We start from the raw sequence: 17,922 nt of genomic DNA, 5'->3' as shown, positions 1-17,922 counted from the left end.
GAGCTATAGAAGGCGCCGATAATAGCAAACCTATGCCAAGAACCCCAAGCGCACACATCATGATTTCACTGAGCAAAGGATGAAGAGAGCAAAGAGCCTCACACTGAACTCTGACCAGATCGCAAAATGGCCAAAAGTTCAACAAGCAAGACAAATGATGGACGACAAAATATCACAATGAGTTATAGTTAAATCCTAACTATAATCAGAGGCTTATATGAAGAATAAATATTCCGTCGGTATTTTATGCGTTTTGTTGGCCGGTTGTGCAGCACAGCAAACCAATCGCCCATTACAGCCAGATCAACGTTGGGTGACCCAAACCTTGCCTAATGGCCTGACTTATCACCTCTATCCAGACAGTGAACAAGAGGTGTCGATACGCTTGTATATTCATGCTGGCTCAATGCAAGAAACCGCACAACAAGCGGGTTACGCTCACTTCGTCGAGCACATGGCTTTTAACGGTACACGCAATTATCAACACAATGATGTGATCCGCATGTTTGAACAAAGCGGAGCGCAGTTCGGCGCAGATTTCAACGCTTTTACAGGCTACGATCGCACCATCTACCAACTCGATCTGCCCAACCCACAAAACATTGATAAAGCACTGCTCTGGTTCTCTGATATTGCCGATGGTTTGAATTTCGGCGCCGATGAAGTAGAAAAAGAGAAAGGCGTGATTTTGGGTGAGTTTCGCGCTTCACGCTCTGACAACCTCAATATCAATCAGCAGTTTTATCAACACATGATACAAGGCACGTCTTATGCCAACCGTGATCCACTAGGCACTCGTGAAATCGTACAAGCCGCAAACTCGATGAGCTTAAATGCTTTCCATGAACAGTGGTATCAACCGCAATTAGCCGAGTTGGTGATTACGGGTAATTTTACCCTTGAGCAAGGACAACAGTGGGTAGAAAAGTATTTCTCCGCATGGGAAAAAGGTAACACTGCGCGCCCTGCTTCCATTCATAATCAACAGCAAAACCAACAGGACTTAGTCACACCTATCATTGCGGGTGAATCGCCAAGCTTAACCTTAGTGTTTCCACAAGGTTCTGCGGCCATTACAGATTTAGTCAGCCAGCAGGAATTCTGGCGGGATGATGTGGTAGAGCAGCTGTTACAAGCACGCCTGAATGCAGCATTCAGTGATGCAGCTCAACCAACTGCCGGAATATACTCAACACGATATTCGGTTGAAGATCAGCGCTACAGCATTGTCAGTGTCGGCTTTGCCACCGAGCAACGAGACAAAGTGCAAGCGTTGTTGCTACAAACTCTCGCATCATTTCGTGATTATGGTGTCACTCAAACAGAACTCGACATCATTTTGCGTAGCTACCGCGAACACTTGACCTTCTTACAAGACAATCGCGAATCAATGACTCCGGTCGAACATGCCAATCAAAAAGTGTTTGCCATCGCTGTCAATGAGCCTATTCAGTCAACGCTCGATAATCTCGCGAGCTTGAGCGAATTTTTGAGCACTGCCGATCTCGATAGCATCAATCGACATATCAATAAGCAGCTTCGTCAGAAGCCTCTATTGATTGTGGGTGCGGCAGCAACTGAAGAAGTTTCGGTTCTAAAAGGTGCTCTTCCACAATTGCGTAAAGACTTGACGCAGAAAGGCATTGAGCCTATTGACCCACAAGTGAATAGCCCATTTAAACTACAAACTGCTGCTGGCGATATCATCGAACAACTCGATATGAATGAAGAGCCTCAGGTGACATATTGGCAATTAAGCAACGGGATTGATGTTTATTACCTGCGTAACCCAGAAGCAAAAGAACAGGTGTATGTACAGTATTCGAGCGCAGGTGGCCAAGCCGCCTTACCTTCTCACCTATTACCTGCCGCTGAAATTGCACCGTATGTGGTGATGCGCAGTGGGGTTGAAGGACTAAACGGTTCTCAGTTTGACCAATACCTACGCCAAAAAGACATCGGTTTCTTCAGTTATATCAACGCGACCAGTCACGGCATTGAAGGAGTCAGTAAAATTCAAGAGTTACCAGAACTGCTTGAAGTACTGCATATGCTGGTCACTACTGTAACGGTGAATCCTGAGCAGTTGAATGCAGCCAAAACCGAGTTCATCCAAAATCGTACCGCTTACTTTGAATCTCCAATCGGGGCGTTCTTCCGAGCTGTGACTGATCAAAGCTTTATTGAAGGCAGTCGCTATCGCTTGCGCTCACCTGAGCAAATCACACAAGTGAATGCACAGCAAATTGAGCAGGTTCATCAAATTCTGTTTGGTAAAAAACGCAATAATACACTCGTCATTGTCGGTAACGTCGCCAGTTCACAAATCAGCCCGATGTTGCGTCAGTACGTGGCGAACTTACCACTGGCTCAAAGCTCATTACCTTTGATGACGAACCAGTTGATCAAGCCTGTAGCACCACGTTTAGAGCTGGCATTAAACAATGAAAATGCAACCGAATACTCGCTACGCATGTTGTCAGAGACTTCTGCGCACACCGCAAAAACAGTCTTTATTGATGATATTTTGCAGCGAATCGCCACTCAACGCATGCTCGCAGAAGTACGTGAACACCAGAGTTTAGACTACACACCACAAGTGCGTTATTACAGTGTGGACGGTGAAAACCTCAATGATTGGGTGCTCTCAGCGTTAGTGGATCCGAAAGACCAAGAGAAAATCGCGCAGGTGACTCATGAAGTGGCGCGTGAACTGGCTAAGGGTGTAACTCAACAAGAGCTGGATGTCGTGAAACAGAAGTTCCTTATCGACATGAAACCGCTCTACAAATCGCCTGCTCAACAAGCGTTTTTCATGCAGCGCTACGCGATTCATCAATACGGAATTGAAGCGACGTATAAGATTGAGGAGATGACACAATCCATCACACTCAATGATGTGAATCAACGTGCTCAAGCGCTTTTTGGCCAGCAAGCGATTCAACAAGAAGTGATTTTTAAACCCAAAGCGAAATAACCTGCATCACTTTCTATTCGTTTACCAAAATCAACAAAGCCCGAACATCGGGCTTTGTTTTTTCTACTGATTGGCTAAATACGCCAACAGCCGCTGTGAAGTAATAATGCCTTTGTAGGTTTTACCCGACACCAGCACCCAAGGCGGTGGTGAATGAGTTTTTAGCAGTGAAGGTAATAACCGAAGATCCGTATCATGCGGGATCTTAACCCACTGATGCTGCATAACTTGATTCACAGGCTTGCGCCACATCGCAGCTTCGCGCGCGGTTTCCAACTCTGTGCCCATTGTAGGGGTGAGATGTAAATTCAGTGCTGCCTTATCCACTAATCCAACACACTCTCCTTTTTCCACCACAGGTAACACTTCTGCCTCCGTTGCGTTGAAATACTCGGATGCCAGCGAAATGGGATCGCCGGGATCAAGTCGATATTGGGTAAACGTCGCTAAGCTTTGTAATGTCGTCAGCTCTTTTTGAACTTTTTCTTCCTCACGCGTTGTTAGCCTGAAGTTTTTTCGGTAATCCAACGCATGGATAAGCTGGCTCATCGGTAAAGGTTTAGCAAAGAAAAACCCTTGCAGTAAATCCACACCCAAGGATTTGAGTACATGCACCTCGTACTCAGTTTCCACCCCTTCTGCGACCACTTTTACTCCGAGCGTGTGCGCTAAGTCGGTCATCATTTTAACTATCGCGTAGCGCCGAGAACCCGCTTCGATACCGGAAATAAATTCACGATCAATTTTCAAATAATCAAACTGACACTCGGTTAAATAAGAGAAAGAAGAAAAGCCCGTCCCGAAATCATCAATCGCAATCGTCACGCCACTCTCACGCAAGGTTTGTAATATCCGGCAACCATGGAACTGTGAATTGAAGTACGCACTTTCCGTCAGTTCAACCGTGACATTTTTAGCTTGTTCGGGATGTTCCGCGATAAGTGCAGAAGCATTTAACAGGATCTGCTCAGCATTCAGGCCACTGTTTAATGAACGATTAAAGGTAATACCGATATGGTGACCAAACAGCGCCTGAATTTTCGAGAGATCATTGAGCGCCTTGCGCCCAACTAACGCATCCAACTGGTCAATTAAACCGAGTTCTTCTGCAATGGTAATAAGCTCTTGAGTCGAGGCATGTAGCACCTCAGGTGCATGAAAACGACACAAGGCTTCAAATTTAACCACTGACCATGTTTGACCATCAACAATCGGTTGATAGAAAACTTCAACATCTCCATTTTCTATCCACTTTTGTACCCATTTCTCCAGCGTTTTGCGGCGCTCAATTTGTTGATGAATGGCGCGATCATAAAAGTTGATATGGCGAGTTTCGCCCGCATGGTGCTCCAACATCGCTTGTAGCGCATGCGGAACTAAGCGATCCAACCTATCCGTATCACCACCCAATACCGAGACACCAAGCCGTCCTTTAGCAATCGCTTGATGAATTGCCTGACCACCGCATTGATGTAATTCCGCAAAGAACTGGCGCAGTGTCCGTTGCAAACCATTGAGAGATTGATTCCCAGCCACATTCTCCGCATCCAATTGGCATAGGAAAATCCCTTCACCATGATAAGCGCATAACTTCACCTGTCGGTTTTGCGCCAAACAACCTGCTAATTGCCGAATTTGGGCGTAGTGTTTATCACTACTGAATTGTGGCTGTATGGCAATGACAAAACATGTTGTCGCAGTCGAAGAGGTCGTTTGACTTTTTAACTGTTCAGAAAATTTCGCCAACGTCGGTAACTGCGTCAGCAGCTCAACATCTCCCGCTTGTTTATCAATCACACGTTCCAGATGTTGAGCAAGGTCGGTGGTAAAACCGATATAGAAAGTTTGGTCTTTTTGTGGATTCAGCCGTTTAACCGCTAAATCTTGCGGCCAAATTTCGCCAGAAGCGCGTTGAGAGAGAATAGTGCCATTCCACCAACCTTGTTCCTGTAGCTGACGCCACATATCAATATAGAAATGCTGGGAATGCTTACCAGAGTTAAACATGCTGGTTTTTAAACCCAGCAGTTCACTTTGCTGATAGCCCGTCTGCTGCTCGAAATAGCGATTACAGGCCAAAATTCGAGTTTTATCGTCGGTAATCACCACCCCATGGTGATCATTGTCGAACAAGGCATCAAATGCGAAAGCTGATTCCATACCAGAATGAAAAATTAGCAGTGGCGTTATGTTGCCTCTGATCATTTGGCTATTCACTTCTTCAACCGCGAAGGCGACTAAGGCGACCAATTTTTCCGCGCTGAGCAGCAAGCTGTTCACGGTTTGCTTTTGCGTGGTTGCAGTGCTTAAAAACTGCAACACCTGTTCACCTTGAGTCAGTGGCAGGTATTCAAGAAACTCATCCGGCTTGTGAATTGAACGCGTATCACCAACCAATGACTGCCACATGGCCGCATCATAATCCATTTGCTGACTGGCGATCTCATAACGCCACTCCAATGCCGCATAACGGGTTTGTGAGCCAGAAGCCTGAGGTTCTACGGTTAATACATTCACACTCATCCTGCATCCCTAAACTGATGACGTACGTTTTATCCTATGCTCACCATAAAACAGCTTGCTTCTTCATACCATGAGCTCTAACGCAGAACCTTGGCTAAACCCTAACTAAAGTATTATTTGGATAAAATAATGCTGCCAGTTTTCTCTATCATGTCGAAACTGCGAAAGAAAATGCCTACATACGCATCCTGCTAAGATAGAAATAAATCCCTAACAATTTCGGGGCGATGTTGCGGTAGATACTGAACTTGCAAGCCGCTATAATGCCGCCCTCTTAATCTTGAGGCTCCAATATGCACAGCGAAGTTACCCCCATCCACCACTATAAAAAATACTGGGCTGAATGTTTCGGCACAGCACCATTTTTACCGACCAGTCGTGAGGAAATGGATCAATTAGGCTGGGATAGCTGTGACGTTATTATTGTGACAGGTGATGCTTATGTCGATCACCCAAGCTTTGGTATGGCAATCATCGGTCGTCTATTAGAAGCACAAGGCTTCCGTGTCGGTATCATTGCGCAGCCAGAATGGCAGACCAAAGATGCATTCATGTCATTAGGCAAGCCTAACCTGTTTTTCGGTGTGACCGCCGGTAACATGGACTCAATGATCAACCGCTACACTGCGGATAAAAAAATTCGTCACGATGATGCATACACGCCAAACAACAAAGGCGGTATGCGTCCTGATCGTTGTTCATTGGTTTACTCACAACGTTGTCGTGAAGCCTATAAAGATGTGCCGATTGTGCTTGGCGGTATTGAAGCCAGCCTGCGTCGTGTCGCGCATTACGATTACTGGTCAGACAAAGTTCGTCGTTCCATCCTGCTGGATGCGAAAGCCGATATTTTGCTGTTTGGTAACGCAGAGCGCGCGCTGGTTGAAGTGGCTCACCGCTTAGCCAATGGCGAATCGATAAATAAGATGATTGATGTACGCGGTACAGCAGTGAATCTGGCTCAGGTTCCTGAGCACTTTAAAGTGATCGATTCAACCCGAATTGATCAGCCAAACAAACCGTTTGTGCCAAGCAACCCGTATGAAGTGGAAACGCAGTGCGCGACCAAAGGTGATGAAAAAGAAGAAGCCAAACCCATCACTATTCGTCCATCACGCCACGATGCGAAAACCACTGCAGTGCGTCTACCTTCGTTTGAAAAGCTGGTCAATGACCGTATTTTGTACGCGCACGCCAGCCGCGTATTGCACTTAGAAACCAACCCTTATTCTGGTCGTGCGCTGGTTCAGCGTCATGGTGACCGTGAACTGTGGGTAAACCAAGCGCCGATTCCACTCACGACTGAAGAGATGGATTTCGTGTTTGGCCTGTACTACGCCCGTGTACCGCACCCTAAATATGGCGATGCGAAAATTCCGGCGTACGACATGATCAAAACTTCGGTCAACATCATGCGTGGCTGTTTTGGTGGCTGTTCATTCTGTTCTATCACTGAGCACGAAGGACGCATCATCCAAAACCGTTCGCAAGAGTCGATCATTAATGAACTGAAAGAAATCCGCGACAAAGTCCCGGGCTTCACTGGTGTGATTTCGGACTTGGGCGGCCCAACAGCGAACATGTACCGCCTCGGCTGTTCAGATCCAAAAGCCGAAGCGAACTGCCGTCGCCCAAGCTGTGTATTCCCGGGCATCTGTCATAAGCTCAATACCGACCACAAACACACGATCGATCTGTATCGTGCAGCACGTGATGTGGATGGTATTAAGAAAGTGGTGATCGCTTCTGGCGTACGTTACGACTTGGCGATTGAATCGCCTGAGTACGTGCGTGAACTGGTTACCCACCACGTTGGTGGCTATTTGAAGATTGCTCCTGAGCATACTGAAAAAGGCCCACTGAGCATGATGATGAAACCAGGTATGGGGACTTATGATCGCTTTAAAGAGCTGTTTGAAAAATACAGCGCTGAAGCAGGCAAAAAACAGTATCTGATCCCTTACTTCATCGCCGCTCACCCGGGTACTGAAGATGAAGACATGGTCAACCTCGCGTTGTGGCTGAAATCCAACAACTACCGTTGTGACCAAGTACAAAACTTCTACCCATCGCCAATGTGTAATGCTACCGCGATGTATCACGCAGAAGTGAACCCACTGAAACGCGTGAAATACAAGAAACCTGAAAAAGTGCCAGTGGCGAAAGGTGAAGCGCAACGTCGCTTGCATAAAGCACTGCTACGCTACCATGATCCTGCCAACTGGCCGATGATTCGCGAAGCACTGATTGCGATGGGCAAACGTCATCTGATTGGCGATCGCCCTGAGTGTCTGATCCCAGAAAAAGATTCAGACCTAGTCACCCCAGCACAAAGCCGCAAATCAGGTCGTCATGGCGCGAATCGTTTTGCGACCAAGCATACTCATAGCCAACCGGGCTTTGATGCGCTGCGTGGTAACAAATCTGGCGGCCAAGGTCGTCCGAACAGCGGCAATAAATCGAATCAGGGCAAACCAGCTGGTGGTAAGCCAACGGCGAACAAGCCTGCGAGCAACCAACCTGCTCGCGGTGAACAAAACCGTGGTCAGCAAGGTCAACGCGGTTCAGCCACAGGCGGTAAACCACAAGGTTCTGGCCGTCCTGCTAGCCGTGGAAATACTCAACGTCAGCCGCAACGCGCACGTTAAGTTTATACCTCTTTCAGCCTCCCATTTGGGAGGCTGAACTCCCCTCAGAGCATCGGTACCACCGAAAGCAGTAACAATCCCCCCATCGCTCCATTAAACCAGCGCACATAATTGGGATGATTCATCCAGTAGCTCAGTTGCTTGCCTGCGGCAGTCCACACACTGACTGAAGGTAAATTCACTAACGCAAACACCAACGCAATCAAACCGAGCTGTAGCCAACTCGCATTCGGGTTAAATACACTCACCGCCGTCAACGCCATTGACCAACCTTTTGGGTTCACCCACTGAAACAGCGCTGCTGCCACAAAAGACATCGGCTGATACTCTTCGCCCATCTTTGGATGGTCGGCTCAGAGCAATTTTGATCGCCAGATACACTAAATACAAAGTGCAGAGAATTTGTAGCCCTTGCTGGATGAGCGGATAGCGCTGAAACAGTTCCGTCAAGCCCACTCCCACCAGCAAAACCATGATGCTAAAACCAAACGTAATCCCCAACATGTGCGGGATGGTGCGCAGAAAGCCGACATTGGCTCCCGATGTCATTAGCATGATGTTGTTTGGGCCCGGCGAAAAGGTAGAAACAAAAGCAAATGCCAACAGCGGCCCGAATAAGGTGTAATCCATAACGATGTTCTCGATTAATGTCAGATGCAAAAATATTAATCGCTCCCTGACGCAATTTTGTGTTTATATGAGCGAACAAAACACTGAATGCATAACAAAAGAGAATCATGGATAGGTTTGACGAAAGAATATTGCAAGAGCTGCAACTCGATGGCCGAGTTTCCAATGTGGAGTTGGCCGAGCGCGTGGGGTTATCGCCCTCCGCCACCCTGCGTCGAGTGCAAGATTTAGAGCGTAAGAAAATTATCAAAGGCTATCGTGCGGTATTGGATAAAAACCAGCTTGAGGTGGGTTTTATCGCGTATGTGGCGATTGGCTTAAACAGCCATACCAAGCAGTCACAGCTCAGTTTTGAACAGCACGTACGCTTTGCCAAAGAAGTAGTGGAATGCCACAACATTACCGGCATGAACGAATACTTACTGCGCGTGGAAACCAAAGATTTGGTGGCTTACAAACGCTTCCATGCCGATGTGCTTGGCGAATGTGCGGTAGTCAAATCCATTACCACCATGGTGGTGATGGATTCGCCCAAAGATGAGCGACAGTAAACTCACCTACAAGCACAGCTGCAAAAAGAAACGCCTTCCACATGGAAGGCGTTTCTACATCAATCACAGATTAATCTGTTAGCTCACCAGTCAATTCTTCGGCGAACTTCTGCTCAGCCGTTTTTGGCTTTTCAGTTTGCGCAAAACCGCGTAGCCCCACAACATGCACGTGTTCGTGATCTTTAAATACTTTACGTACCAGTTTGTAAGTGGTGCCCTTCTCTGGGCTGATGTTCTCTGGCGCAGCAATCAGTAACTGCATATCCAGACGCTCACACAGCTCAAACAAGGTGGCGATGGATTTGGCATCCAGGCGCGCGGCTTCATCGAGGAACAACAGGCGACACGGCACAATATCTTTACTGCGCAGACGACGCGACTCTTCTTCCCAGCTCTGCACCACCATCAGCAGGATTGACTGACCGGTACCGATCGCTTCACCAGTCGATAATGCGCCCGATTCCGCTTGCAGCCAACCATCCGAACCACGGTTTACTTCAACACTCAGCTCTAGGTAGTTACGGTAATCCAGCAGCTCTTCACCCAGCACTTGTGGTGAACGTTGACCCATATCGATGTGTGGGTTCACACGTTGGAACAGCTTGGCCATCGCTTCTGAGAAGGTGTAACGCGCACTTTCAAAGAGATCTTTGTGTTGCGCTTGCTGCTCAGACAATCCTGCTAAAAGGATTTCATGGCTTTCACGCACTTTCACATTCAGGCGCACGCCATTCACCTGACCAAAGGAGATGTTCGACAGCCCTTGGTTGAGCATGCGAATTCGGTTCTGCTCACGCTGAATGGTTTTGCGGATGATGCTGGCTACAGAATCCGAACTGATCGCCAAACGCTGTTCACGTTGAGTCAACTCTTCGGTCAAACGAGCCAGTTCCACTTCCATCTCTTCAATCGCTTCGACCGGATCGTCGGTGCGAATGATGTCTTGACGAATACGCTCACGCAGATGCTGATACACCGCAATGTAGAACAACACTTTACGCTCAGGACGCGAGTTATCTTCCGACTGGCGCAGTGCATCACGCAGATCTTCATTGTTGGCGACCGCTAGACGCAGCGCACCCAAGGATTTATCCGACATTGAACGCAGTTCATCGGCAGACAGGTAAGCCAGCTCACGCTTGTGCAGACGACGCTCAACATCATTTTGGCGCGCAAGGCGCAGTACCGAGCACCAACCCGCTTTCGCGTTCACCACGAAAGTGCGCAGATCTTGATAATCTTTCTCGACTTTCTTCATGCGCTTGACCAGCGCTTTCATTTCCAGCTCGGTGGAGGTAATAGTGCGTTCGTATTCACTCTTACGGCTGCGTGAGGTGTGTAGACGTTCTTGCAGCTCATCGCGACGACGCTGAGCACGTTCAATCGCACCTTCGTCGGCATGCACGCCAAACTCTTGCAGCTCTTGTTTAAACTCTTGTACCGTTTCCAGCTTAGCTTGGTGTGAACTTTTCAGTGACGCCAATAGCTGATTGTATTGGCTGAGCTGAGCTTGCGCCTGTTTCAGCTCTTCACGGCTGCGGGTACGTTCACTTTCCGCCTGCACCAATTTCGCTTTGAGCTGTTCACTCAGCTCACTGCTTTGGTTAAGCAGATCCACCGAGTCGGAATAGGCGAAGTGGTGACGACGTTCAAGCAGATCCGACAGTGCAAAAATTTGCGCTTTGAGTTGCTGCAGTGCTTGGTCAGCTTGCTGGTATTGCTGCTCCAGCGCATCAAACTGCTCTGGGTCGGCATCGAGTACCGCCGCCACTTTTTCCAGCTCGCTGATGGTGCGGCCATGCGCAGCGATAAAGGCTTTTGCCTCACTCAGCTGTTGCAGTTTCTCTTCAAGCTCGTGGTAACGCGCTTCTAGTGACTCTTCGTCAAGTAGACCCATTTGCGGCGCAAGTTTGTCCAACAAAGCTAAAGCTTGCTTGCTCGCTTGCAACTGGCTACGCAGTTGCTGTTCTTGCGCTTCAAATTCTCTGATGGAACGCAGCAGTTGATTACGCTTATCGCGCGCATTCGCTAAGGCTTGCTCAGGATCGGCATCAAACGCCACTTGCAAGTGCATCGCCACAAACTGGTTGAAGCTGGCGTACAGACGTTGCAGCTTTTGCGAATCGAACGAAGCTTTGGCGTGTTGCTCAACCACGTCATCACGCTCTTCACGCAGCAGCTCTAAACGCTGCTCACGCGCCGCGCGGCCAAACAGTGGAATGGCCGGGAAGCGCGAGTAGCGCATTTGGCGCTGGTTAAGCTGAACGCACACCGCACCTTCCAGCTCTTCGGCATTGAATGAGCTGTCATCAAACGCATCTACATCGCCTTCGATGAGGTAGAGATCTTCCGGACAGTCATCCAATTCAACCAGTTTTTCTTTAATGCCAGAGAGATCCGACACCACAATCGCGTGACGCGCAGGACCGTACATCGCGCTGAAATACGGCGCATCATCAATGGTGATGTCGTCATAGATTTCCGACAGCAGCACACCGCCTAGCGTATCCGCCAAACCTTTCAGACGCGGATCGTTAGAGCCACCTGGAGAAGCTAAACGCTCAATTTCGCTATCGAGTTTAGTACGACGCTCGGCGAGCTTATCTTTCGCCATGGATTGGGCTTTTTCCAGCTCCAACACTTGCTGCATGTGCGCCATGACAGACTGACTATCCGCCAGTTCTGCACCACTTTGCTCGCGTAGCGTTTCTAATGCATCGTTGGCTTTGATCCATGCTGGCGCAATCGACTCAAAACGGGCGATTTGCGTTTGCAGTTCTTGCTCTTGATGGCGCAGCTGACCACGCTGTTCACGGCAGTTTTCCTGCTCGGTTTCCAGCTCTTCCAACAGCGCGGAGTGGCGTTCACGCTCTAGCTCGACTGTCGCAGCATCATCCAACGCCACCATATGTTGTTTGTGGTATTGGGTTGCCAGCTCACGCACGCTGCGTTGCTGCTCAAGCTGACGCTCAAGGTCACGTTGTTGAGCTTGCCACTGCGCTTCGTTTTGCACCACATGTTGAGCTTCACGCGCTTGGCGGATCACTTGCTGTGCTTGATGAGGTGCTTCACTGCGTGCTACCTCACCCAGTACGCGTTTCACCAGTTCAAACGCATGGTTGAACTGCTGCGCCGCTGCCGAAGACATATCCAGCTTGTGCTTGAGTGCCAACAGTTCGCTGGTGCGAGTTTCCTGCTCCGCTTTAAGCTGAGTGGCCAACGCTTGCGCACTTTCCGCACTGAGTTCTGGCTTATCCAGTAAGCGACGCGCTTTATCGAGCGCTTGCACCGCTTGTTGATATTGCAGTGCACGGGTTTGCTGCACATCGAGGGCTTGCTGATAATCGGCCAATTGCGATTTGAGGCTGTCGACTTCCTCTTCACTGATGGTGGCGCGCTCTTCGGCCATCATCACTCGCTCATTGGCTTCTTCCACCACCATCATCTGTTCTTCGAGGCGGAAATTCAGCTCTTCGAGATCTTCTTGATAGCGTTCAATTTTTTCCTGCTGACGCAGCGCGTTTTGCACTAATTGCAGGTGGTCAGACGCACCTTGGTAATCTTGCTCCAGCGCAGACTCTTGCTCAACCAGCAGTTCTAGCTCTTCATGAACACGGTTCAGCAAGCTGTTTTGCTCAATCAGGGTTTCACGAGAAGAGAACAACTCACCGCGCAGAACCAAAGTTTGTCCCACTTTGTTGCGACGATCATTGGCGTGGCGCATGTAGTCCGCAGCCACATAATTGGTCGATTCGGTGATCAGGTGTTTGAACAGATCTCGATCCGCTTGCGTGGTCTTGATCGCTTCCAGCGTCATGCGGTTTTCACGCAGCGCGGATTCCATATCTTGGAACGCTTTCTTCACGCCGCCATTTTGTGGCAGCAGGTAATCACGCAGTGAACGGGTGATCGCACTGGAAATACCGCCGTAAAGCGAAGCTTCAATCAAACGGTAGAATTTTGAACGGTCTGAACTGTTACGCAGTTTTTTCGGGATCACGCCAAATTCAAACATCTGCGCGTGGTAATCGACAATCGACGGGAAAGATTTGAAGTGTGCGCCTTCAATTTGACCCACGGCATCTTTCACTTCATTGATTTGGCGAACACGTGCGTGTTTGTCGGACACGGTTTCAATCAGCACATCCGTCGGCTTAATGTGACTAGGCAGACCTTGGATCAAGAAAGGTTTGATATCCACTTTCTTATCACGTCCCGCCACTTGTTGCAGCTTAACCGCAAACAGTAAACGTTGGTTACGTGAGTTCACGACATCCAACGCCGCGTAACAAGCACCCGCTTGCAGCTTACCGTACAAACCTTTATCACGAGAAGCTTGCGAGCTCCCCGCTTCGGTGGTGTTACGGAAATGGAGCAGGCTTTGGTCTGGGATCAAAGCGGTGATAAACGCCGCCATGGTGGTAGATTTACCAGCACCGTTACCACCGGATAAGGTGGTCACTAAATTATCAATGTCAAAGGTACGCGCAAAGAAGCCGTTCCAGTTGATCATGGTTAGCGATTGATATTTACCTCGTTCAATCATGCTTCATCTTCCCACTCGGTTTGCTCTTCGTCGTACTCGGTTGCTGGGTTTTCCAACAGGCTTTGCTGGCTTGGTTCTGGGGTATGCACCACTGCTTCACCATCACGGATTAGGCGCAGTTGCGCTTCACGCACATCACCACCCAAACGCACATCCGCACCAAAACGGAATACCGCTTCAGTGATACGGAATTTGCCCGTATCACCAATGGTGATCACCATACCGAGGCGACGTAAACGACGTAGTGAGGTTCGTACTTTTTCAAACAGCTTTTCGCGATCCAGATCCGAGCCGCTTGCGCGGTTGGTCACCAGCTTCATCAGCTTCTTCTCTTCCACCAACGTCAATAGCTCATCGTACAGCTCTTGGTTGGTAAAAATGCCTTCGTGCGCTAAACGCTCAGGGCTTAAATAGAGGAAACAGAGGACTTTACCCACCAGCATATCCAGCTCAGAGAGCACACTGCGGTTGATAAGCGAAGTGGAACGTGGACGCAGATAGAAGAAGCCTTCCGGCGCGCGTACTAGTTCGGTGTGGTAGCGTTGATAAAACAGCGCCAAATCCGGTTCAAAATCCGACAGGAAGGCGTGGTTATCCAAATCGTCACTGGAAACATGACGACCTGCGCGCAGCAAACTGTCTAGCGCTGGGAATAGCGGGTTCGCAATCGCTTTGGCCAGATTCTCTGGCATGTATTCATTAATATCGGTCGATGACATTCGCTTGTACCTTTGCGCCAAAATCGTTGATCGCCGTCCAGTCAGGCTGGATAGCGCGGTAGTCGGACTCGGAGTAACCCAGTCTTACCGCTTGGTCGACAACCATTCGGGCTAAATCGAAATGATGGGTTCGTGGATGGCTAGCTAGGTAATCACGCAGCACAAGTGCTAAATCAATCGCTGCGCCCTGCTCTTTATGCACTTTCAGCATGTCGCCAATCCGCTGCGCAAGTTCATCATTCACTTGTTGCAGCTCTTCGTATTCCACTTCCGTCGGTACCTGACCGGTGACTTCTTCGTCACGCAGGGTCAAAGTTTCATCACGCAGATCGGATAGACGTTCTGCATCGGCGAAAGTGAGATACCAAGGTTGTTCAAAATAGTCGTTCATTGACTGACGCAGACGTTGGCTGAACGCGCGGTTCTGGTCCATATCAATCGCGGTACGAATAAACTTGTGGACGTGGCGGTCGTAACCGATCCAAAGATCAATCGACTGCTGACCCCAACTCGTAATGCGGTCGAGCTTCATTTGCAGCGCAAACAGCGTCTCTTCGATGAAATCCAATTCCAGATCGCCATACACGCACTCCTGAATATCGAGGATTTGCGTTTGCAACTCATCGCCTGCCGCTTGCAAGGTATCTTGCAGCTCACGCAGTGTGGCGGAAGTTTCGGACAGCAACGCTTCACAGTTGTTGATCGCATCGCGCCAATCTTTATTCAGCAGGTCCGCAATCTGTTCTTTGACCGATTGTTGCTGCTCATCCATCACACGCTGGTTGAGATCGATGCGGTCAAAGATTTCACTGACCGAATATTTGAGCACGCCAAACACGTTTTTGCGCCAATGAGCGACACTGCCACCCTGCTGCGCAGATTCCACGGCTTTCGCCATCTCATCCGCGACCATAGAGAGTTGGATGGATAGTTTGAGTTTGGAAAATTCGCGATGACGAACGTAGTAATCGGTAATGCCGATCGCTAAAGGAGTCAGACGGTAGATGCTGGCACCTTCCGTCATTTCGCTGGTAAAGCGGCTTAGTAAGCGCTGCTTGACCAGATCATTAATCGCATTGTTAGCCCGAAAGGCTGAGGCTTCTCCCGATTCTGCAAACAAGCGCGTGACTATCGCGAATGCATCGTGAAGTTCCCCTTCTCCGAGCTCTTCATCAAATCTTTCATTGCTGAGCACAGCAATTGCCAACAAAAATGCCAGCCGCTCAGTAGGCAGATTCAATGAGAAGTCATACTGTTTTACCCAAGTGACGAGTTCGTCGATAGGCTTTTGCACAGTATCCTGAGTAAACTCACTCATTGTGTTTCCTGTTATTGTTTTTTCTTAGCCCATACATGAATGTATCGGCCCAATGAGAGGTAAGGCTCTTGGCGGCAGAATTTGCGCTCCAGAGCCACCAAATCCTCATACTGGTATTCGCCCATGTTTTTCATGTTTCCGATGTAATCACTGAAACAACGAATACCGGATTTTCCGCAGATCTCAAAACCTGATTCTTCGATCCATTGGTAGACCTCTTCAGGTAACAAGCCTTTCTGCGGTTGTAATTTAAACCGTTTGCGATGCGGCATATCTTCTAGCACGTGCGGAATGTTGCCACACACGGCGTTTTTGTAAACCAAACCGTGGTAGTTGTAAAACATCACCGACACCATGCCACCGGGTCTGACTTGCGCCAGCAAATTTTGCAAAGCAGGTTTTGGCTCCGCCAGCCACTCCATGACTGCATGAAACAGTACCAGGTCAACGGGCTCATCAAGGTGTTCTTGAATCGTCTGCACTGGAGAATGAACCAGGCGATACTGCTCAAGCAGGCCATTGTTTGCAATATCCTGCTCGGCCAATTGCAACATTTCCGAAGAAAGATCACACAGCGTAACCCGGTGCCCAAGGCGAGCGATTTTTTGCGACATTTGCGCCAATCCCCCTCCAGCATCGAGTACATGCAAGGGAACTTTTTGCGTGTCTAATTGACTGAGAAGCTGCTCCAAATCTTCCCAAACAATGACTTGGCGGATCTCACCTTTGTCAGAACCGTATATATTTTTTGCAAATTTGTGGGCAATATCGTCGAAATTGCGATCTTCTGTCACAGTAGCTTGAGTTATGATAACGAACCGTGCCCGCTATTCTGTCATAGGAATGGCAGGAATAAAGAGGCTTCGACTCTTTTTGTACTCAAGTGCTGTTTTTTCGGACTGTTTTCTCTATGTTTGAGCTGAAAAAAATTTTTTCTTCACTGTTGATGCCTCTGCCAGCGTTGCTGATCATTGGTTTCGTGGGCCTGATGCTGATCATGTTCACGGCAAAACGTAAAACTGGATGCCTTGTGGTTTTGTTTTCTCTCACAGGCCTCTCCCTAGTTTCCTTTCAACCCGTGGCGACTCGTTTACTCATGCCACTTGAACGAACCTACACGGCTTTTTTACCTGTAGAAGGCACCGTCGATTACGTTATGGTGCTGGGGAATGGACACGTCGTTGATGACGATATTCCACCAACATCGGAGCTTAGTCGTGCTGCCTTAATGCGCCTTACTGAGGGGATTCGTATCAGCCGTATGTATCCGGGTTCTAAAATGATCCTTTCCGGTTATGCCGGAGGAAGTGAATTTAGTCATGCCAGAATGATGGCGCGTGTTGCACTCGCATTAGGCGTGCCTAAATCCGACATTATTTTGCTGGAAACCGCGAAAGATACATGGGAAGAAGCGCGCCAAGCTGCAGCGTTTGTGCAGCAAAAACGTATGGTGTTAGTGACATCCGCTAGCCACATGAAGCGTGCAATGCGCGAGTTTGAATCGGCTGGCTTAACCCCAATCCCAGCTCCAACCAACTACTTGGGTCACCTCAACATTGCTCAGCCTTGGGATAAGTACATTCCAAAGGCACGCTATCTTGAGCAGACAGAACAGTATTGGCACGAAACCTTGGGGTTATTGTGGCAAAAGCTGCGTGATACGGTAGCGGGTGATGTTAATACAGCGCCGGCCGACCCAGTCATTAATGTGCCTGAGGTTGAAGAGGCTGCTCCGGTCACACCTTAAGCTTTCCACAAGCGATAAAAAACCGGCAAACTGCCTGTCTCTTATACACAAATCCCCCGTCAAGTACGGGGGATTTTTTTGAACTCTGTTTGATGTGGTCGATCTGATCTTCATTACAACATCAGGCAAGCACTATGAACTTTATATCAAACTCTGCACAATGGGCTAAACATGTCTTTCAACATGCCAACTTAGGTGATAGCCGACGCGTTAACCGCTTGATTAAACTCTCGGCAACTCTGGCAGCTCATTCGGGGAAAATC

Annotated in this window: 10 protein-coding genes and 1 pseudogene; 5 read left to right on the top strand and 6 right to left on the bottom strand. The window is 48.7% G+C overall.

The annotated features are described in order from the left end of the window. Positions 1-217: 217 nt before the first annotated feature. Complete coding sequence (locus tag D908_RS05065; RefSeq protein ID WP_005525992.1) at positions 218-2,977, top strand: M16 family metallopeptidase; 2,760 nt, start codon at positions 218-220, stop codon at positions 2,975-2,977. Positions 2,978-3,040: 63 nt separating this feature from the next. Here D908_RS05065 and D908_RS05070 read toward each other — a convergent pair whose 3' ends face one another. Then, the gene (locus D908_RS05070) at positions 3,041-5,500 is read right to left on the bottom strand and encodes an EAL domain-containing protein (RefSeq protein ID WP_005525989.1); all 2,460 of its coding nucleotides are present in this window, start codon (positions 5,498-5,500) and stop codon (positions 3,041-3,043) included. A gap of 293 nt (positions 5,501-5,793) precedes the next feature. Between D908_RS05070 and D908_RS05075 the strand changes: the two genes are divergently transcribed. Beyond that, complete coding sequence (locus D908_RS05075) at positions 5,794-8,148, top strand: YgiQ family radical SAM protein (protein ID WP_005525987.1); 2,355 nt, start codon at positions 5,794-5,796, stop codon at positions 8,146-8,148. A gap of 44 nt (positions 8,149-8,192) precedes the next feature. Here the strand turns inward: D908_RS05075 and D908_RS0119720 are convergent. Beyond that, positions 8,193-8,778 (bottom strand): annotated as a pseudogene (locus D908_RS0119720) (LysE family translocator). Positions 8,779-8,885: 107 nt separating this feature from the next. Between D908_RS0119720 and D908_RS05080 the strand changes: the two are divergent. Next, positions 8,886-9,329 (top strand): Lrp/AsnC family transcriptional regulator, encoded by a 444-nt coding sequence (locus D908_RS05080; RefSeq protein WP_000373561.1) that lies wholly within the window; start codon positions 8,886-8,888, stop codon positions 9,327-9,329. A 70-nt stretch (positions 9,330-9,399) separates the two neighbouring features. On the opposite strand, the gene mukB is transcribed toward D908_RS05080, so the two are convergent. Genes mukB through cmoM form a run of 4 tightly spaced genes read right to left on the bottom strand, consistent with a single transcriptional unit; the run spans position 9,400 to position 16,706 of the window. Next, positions 9,400-13,875, bottom strand: coding sequence for a chromosome partition protein MukB (gene mukB / locus D908_RS05085; RefSeq protein ID WP_005525984.1), 4,476 nt, complete (start codon positions 13,873-13,875; stop codon positions 9,400-9,402). Continuing rightward, positions 13,872-14,594, bottom strand: coding sequence for a chromosome partition protein MukE (gene mukE / locus D908_RS05090; protein ID WP_005525982.1), 723 nt, complete (start codon positions 14,592-14,594; stop codon positions 13,872-13,874). Before mukE ends, mukB begins: the two co-directional genes overlap by 4 nt. Continuing rightward, positions 14,575-15,912: a chromosome partition protein MukF gene (mukF, locus tag D908_RS05095; RefSeq protein WP_005525980.1), complete on the bottom strand. Its 1,338-nt coding sequence runs from the start codon at positions 15,910-15,912 to the stop codon at positions 14,575-14,577. Before mukF ends, mukE begins: the two co-directional genes overlap by 20 nt. 11 nt (positions 15,913-15,923) lie before the next feature. Beyond that, positions 15,924-16,706, bottom strand: coding sequence for a tRNA uridine 5-oxyacetic acid(34) methyltransferase CmoM (cmoM, locus tag D908_RS05100; protein ID WP_005525979.1), 783 nt, complete (start codon positions 16,704-16,706; stop codon positions 15,924-15,926). Between the two features lie 116 nt (positions 16,707-16,822). Here cmoM and elyC point away from each other — a divergent pair, with 116 nt between their 5' ends. Both elyC and D908_RS20610 read left to right on the top strand, forming a co-directional pair. Beyond that, a complete protein-coding gene (gene elyC / locus D908_RS05105) occupies positions 16,823-17,659 on the top strand; it encodes an envelope biogenesis factor ElyC (RefSeq protein WP_005525977.1) in 837 nt (278 codons plus the stop codon). A 134-nt stretch (positions 17,660-17,793) separates the two neighbouring features. Next, on the top strand, positions 17,794-17,922 hold a 129-nt coding region (locus tag D908_RS20610; protein ID WP_005525975.1), incomplete at its 3' end, for an IS4/Tn5 family transposase DNA-binding protein.

The organism is Vibrio mimicus CAIM 602 (assembly GCF_000338875.1).
In the GTDB taxonomy this organism is placed as follows: Bacteria; Pseudomonadota; Gammaproteobacteria; order Enterobacterales; family Vibrionaceae; genus Vibrio; species Vibrio mimicus.
The sequence above is the reverse complement of the archived record's forward strand: the minus strand, read 5'-3'. Positions and strand labels throughout refer to the sequence as shown.

Excerpts from the sequence above, each read along its gene's own strand:
- D908_RS05070 (WP_005525989.1), bottom strand. The coding sequence starts at position 5,500 with ATGAGTGTGAATGTATTAACCGTAGAACCTCAGGCTTCTGGCTCACAA.
- mukB (WP_005525984.1), bottom strand. The coding sequence starts at position 13,875 with ATGATTGAACGAGGTAAATATCAATCGCTAACCATGATCAACTGGAAC.
- D908_RS05075 (WP_005525987.1), top strand. The coding sequence starts at position 5,794 with ATGCACAGCGAAGTTACCCCCATCCACCACTATAAAAAATACTGGGCT.
- mukF (WP_005525980.1), bottom strand. The coding sequence starts at position 15,912 with ATGAGTGAGTTTACTCAGGATACTGTGCAAAAGCCTATCGACGAACTC.
- D908_RS05080 (WP_000373561.1), top strand. The coding sequence starts at position 8,886 with ATGGATAGGTTTGACGAAAGAATATTGCAAGAGCTGCAACTCGATGGC.
- elyC (WP_005525977.1), top strand. The coding sequence starts at position 16,823 with ATGTTTGAGCTGAAAAAAATTTTTTCTTCACTGTTGATGCCTCTGCCA.
- D908_RS05065 (WP_005525992.1), top strand. The coding sequence starts at position 218 with ATGAAGAATAAATATTCCGTCGGTATTTTATGCGTTTTGTTGGCCGGT.
- mukE (WP_005525982.1), bottom strand. The coding sequence starts at position 14,594 with ATGTCATCGACCGATATTAATGAATACATGCCAGAGAATCTGGCCAAA.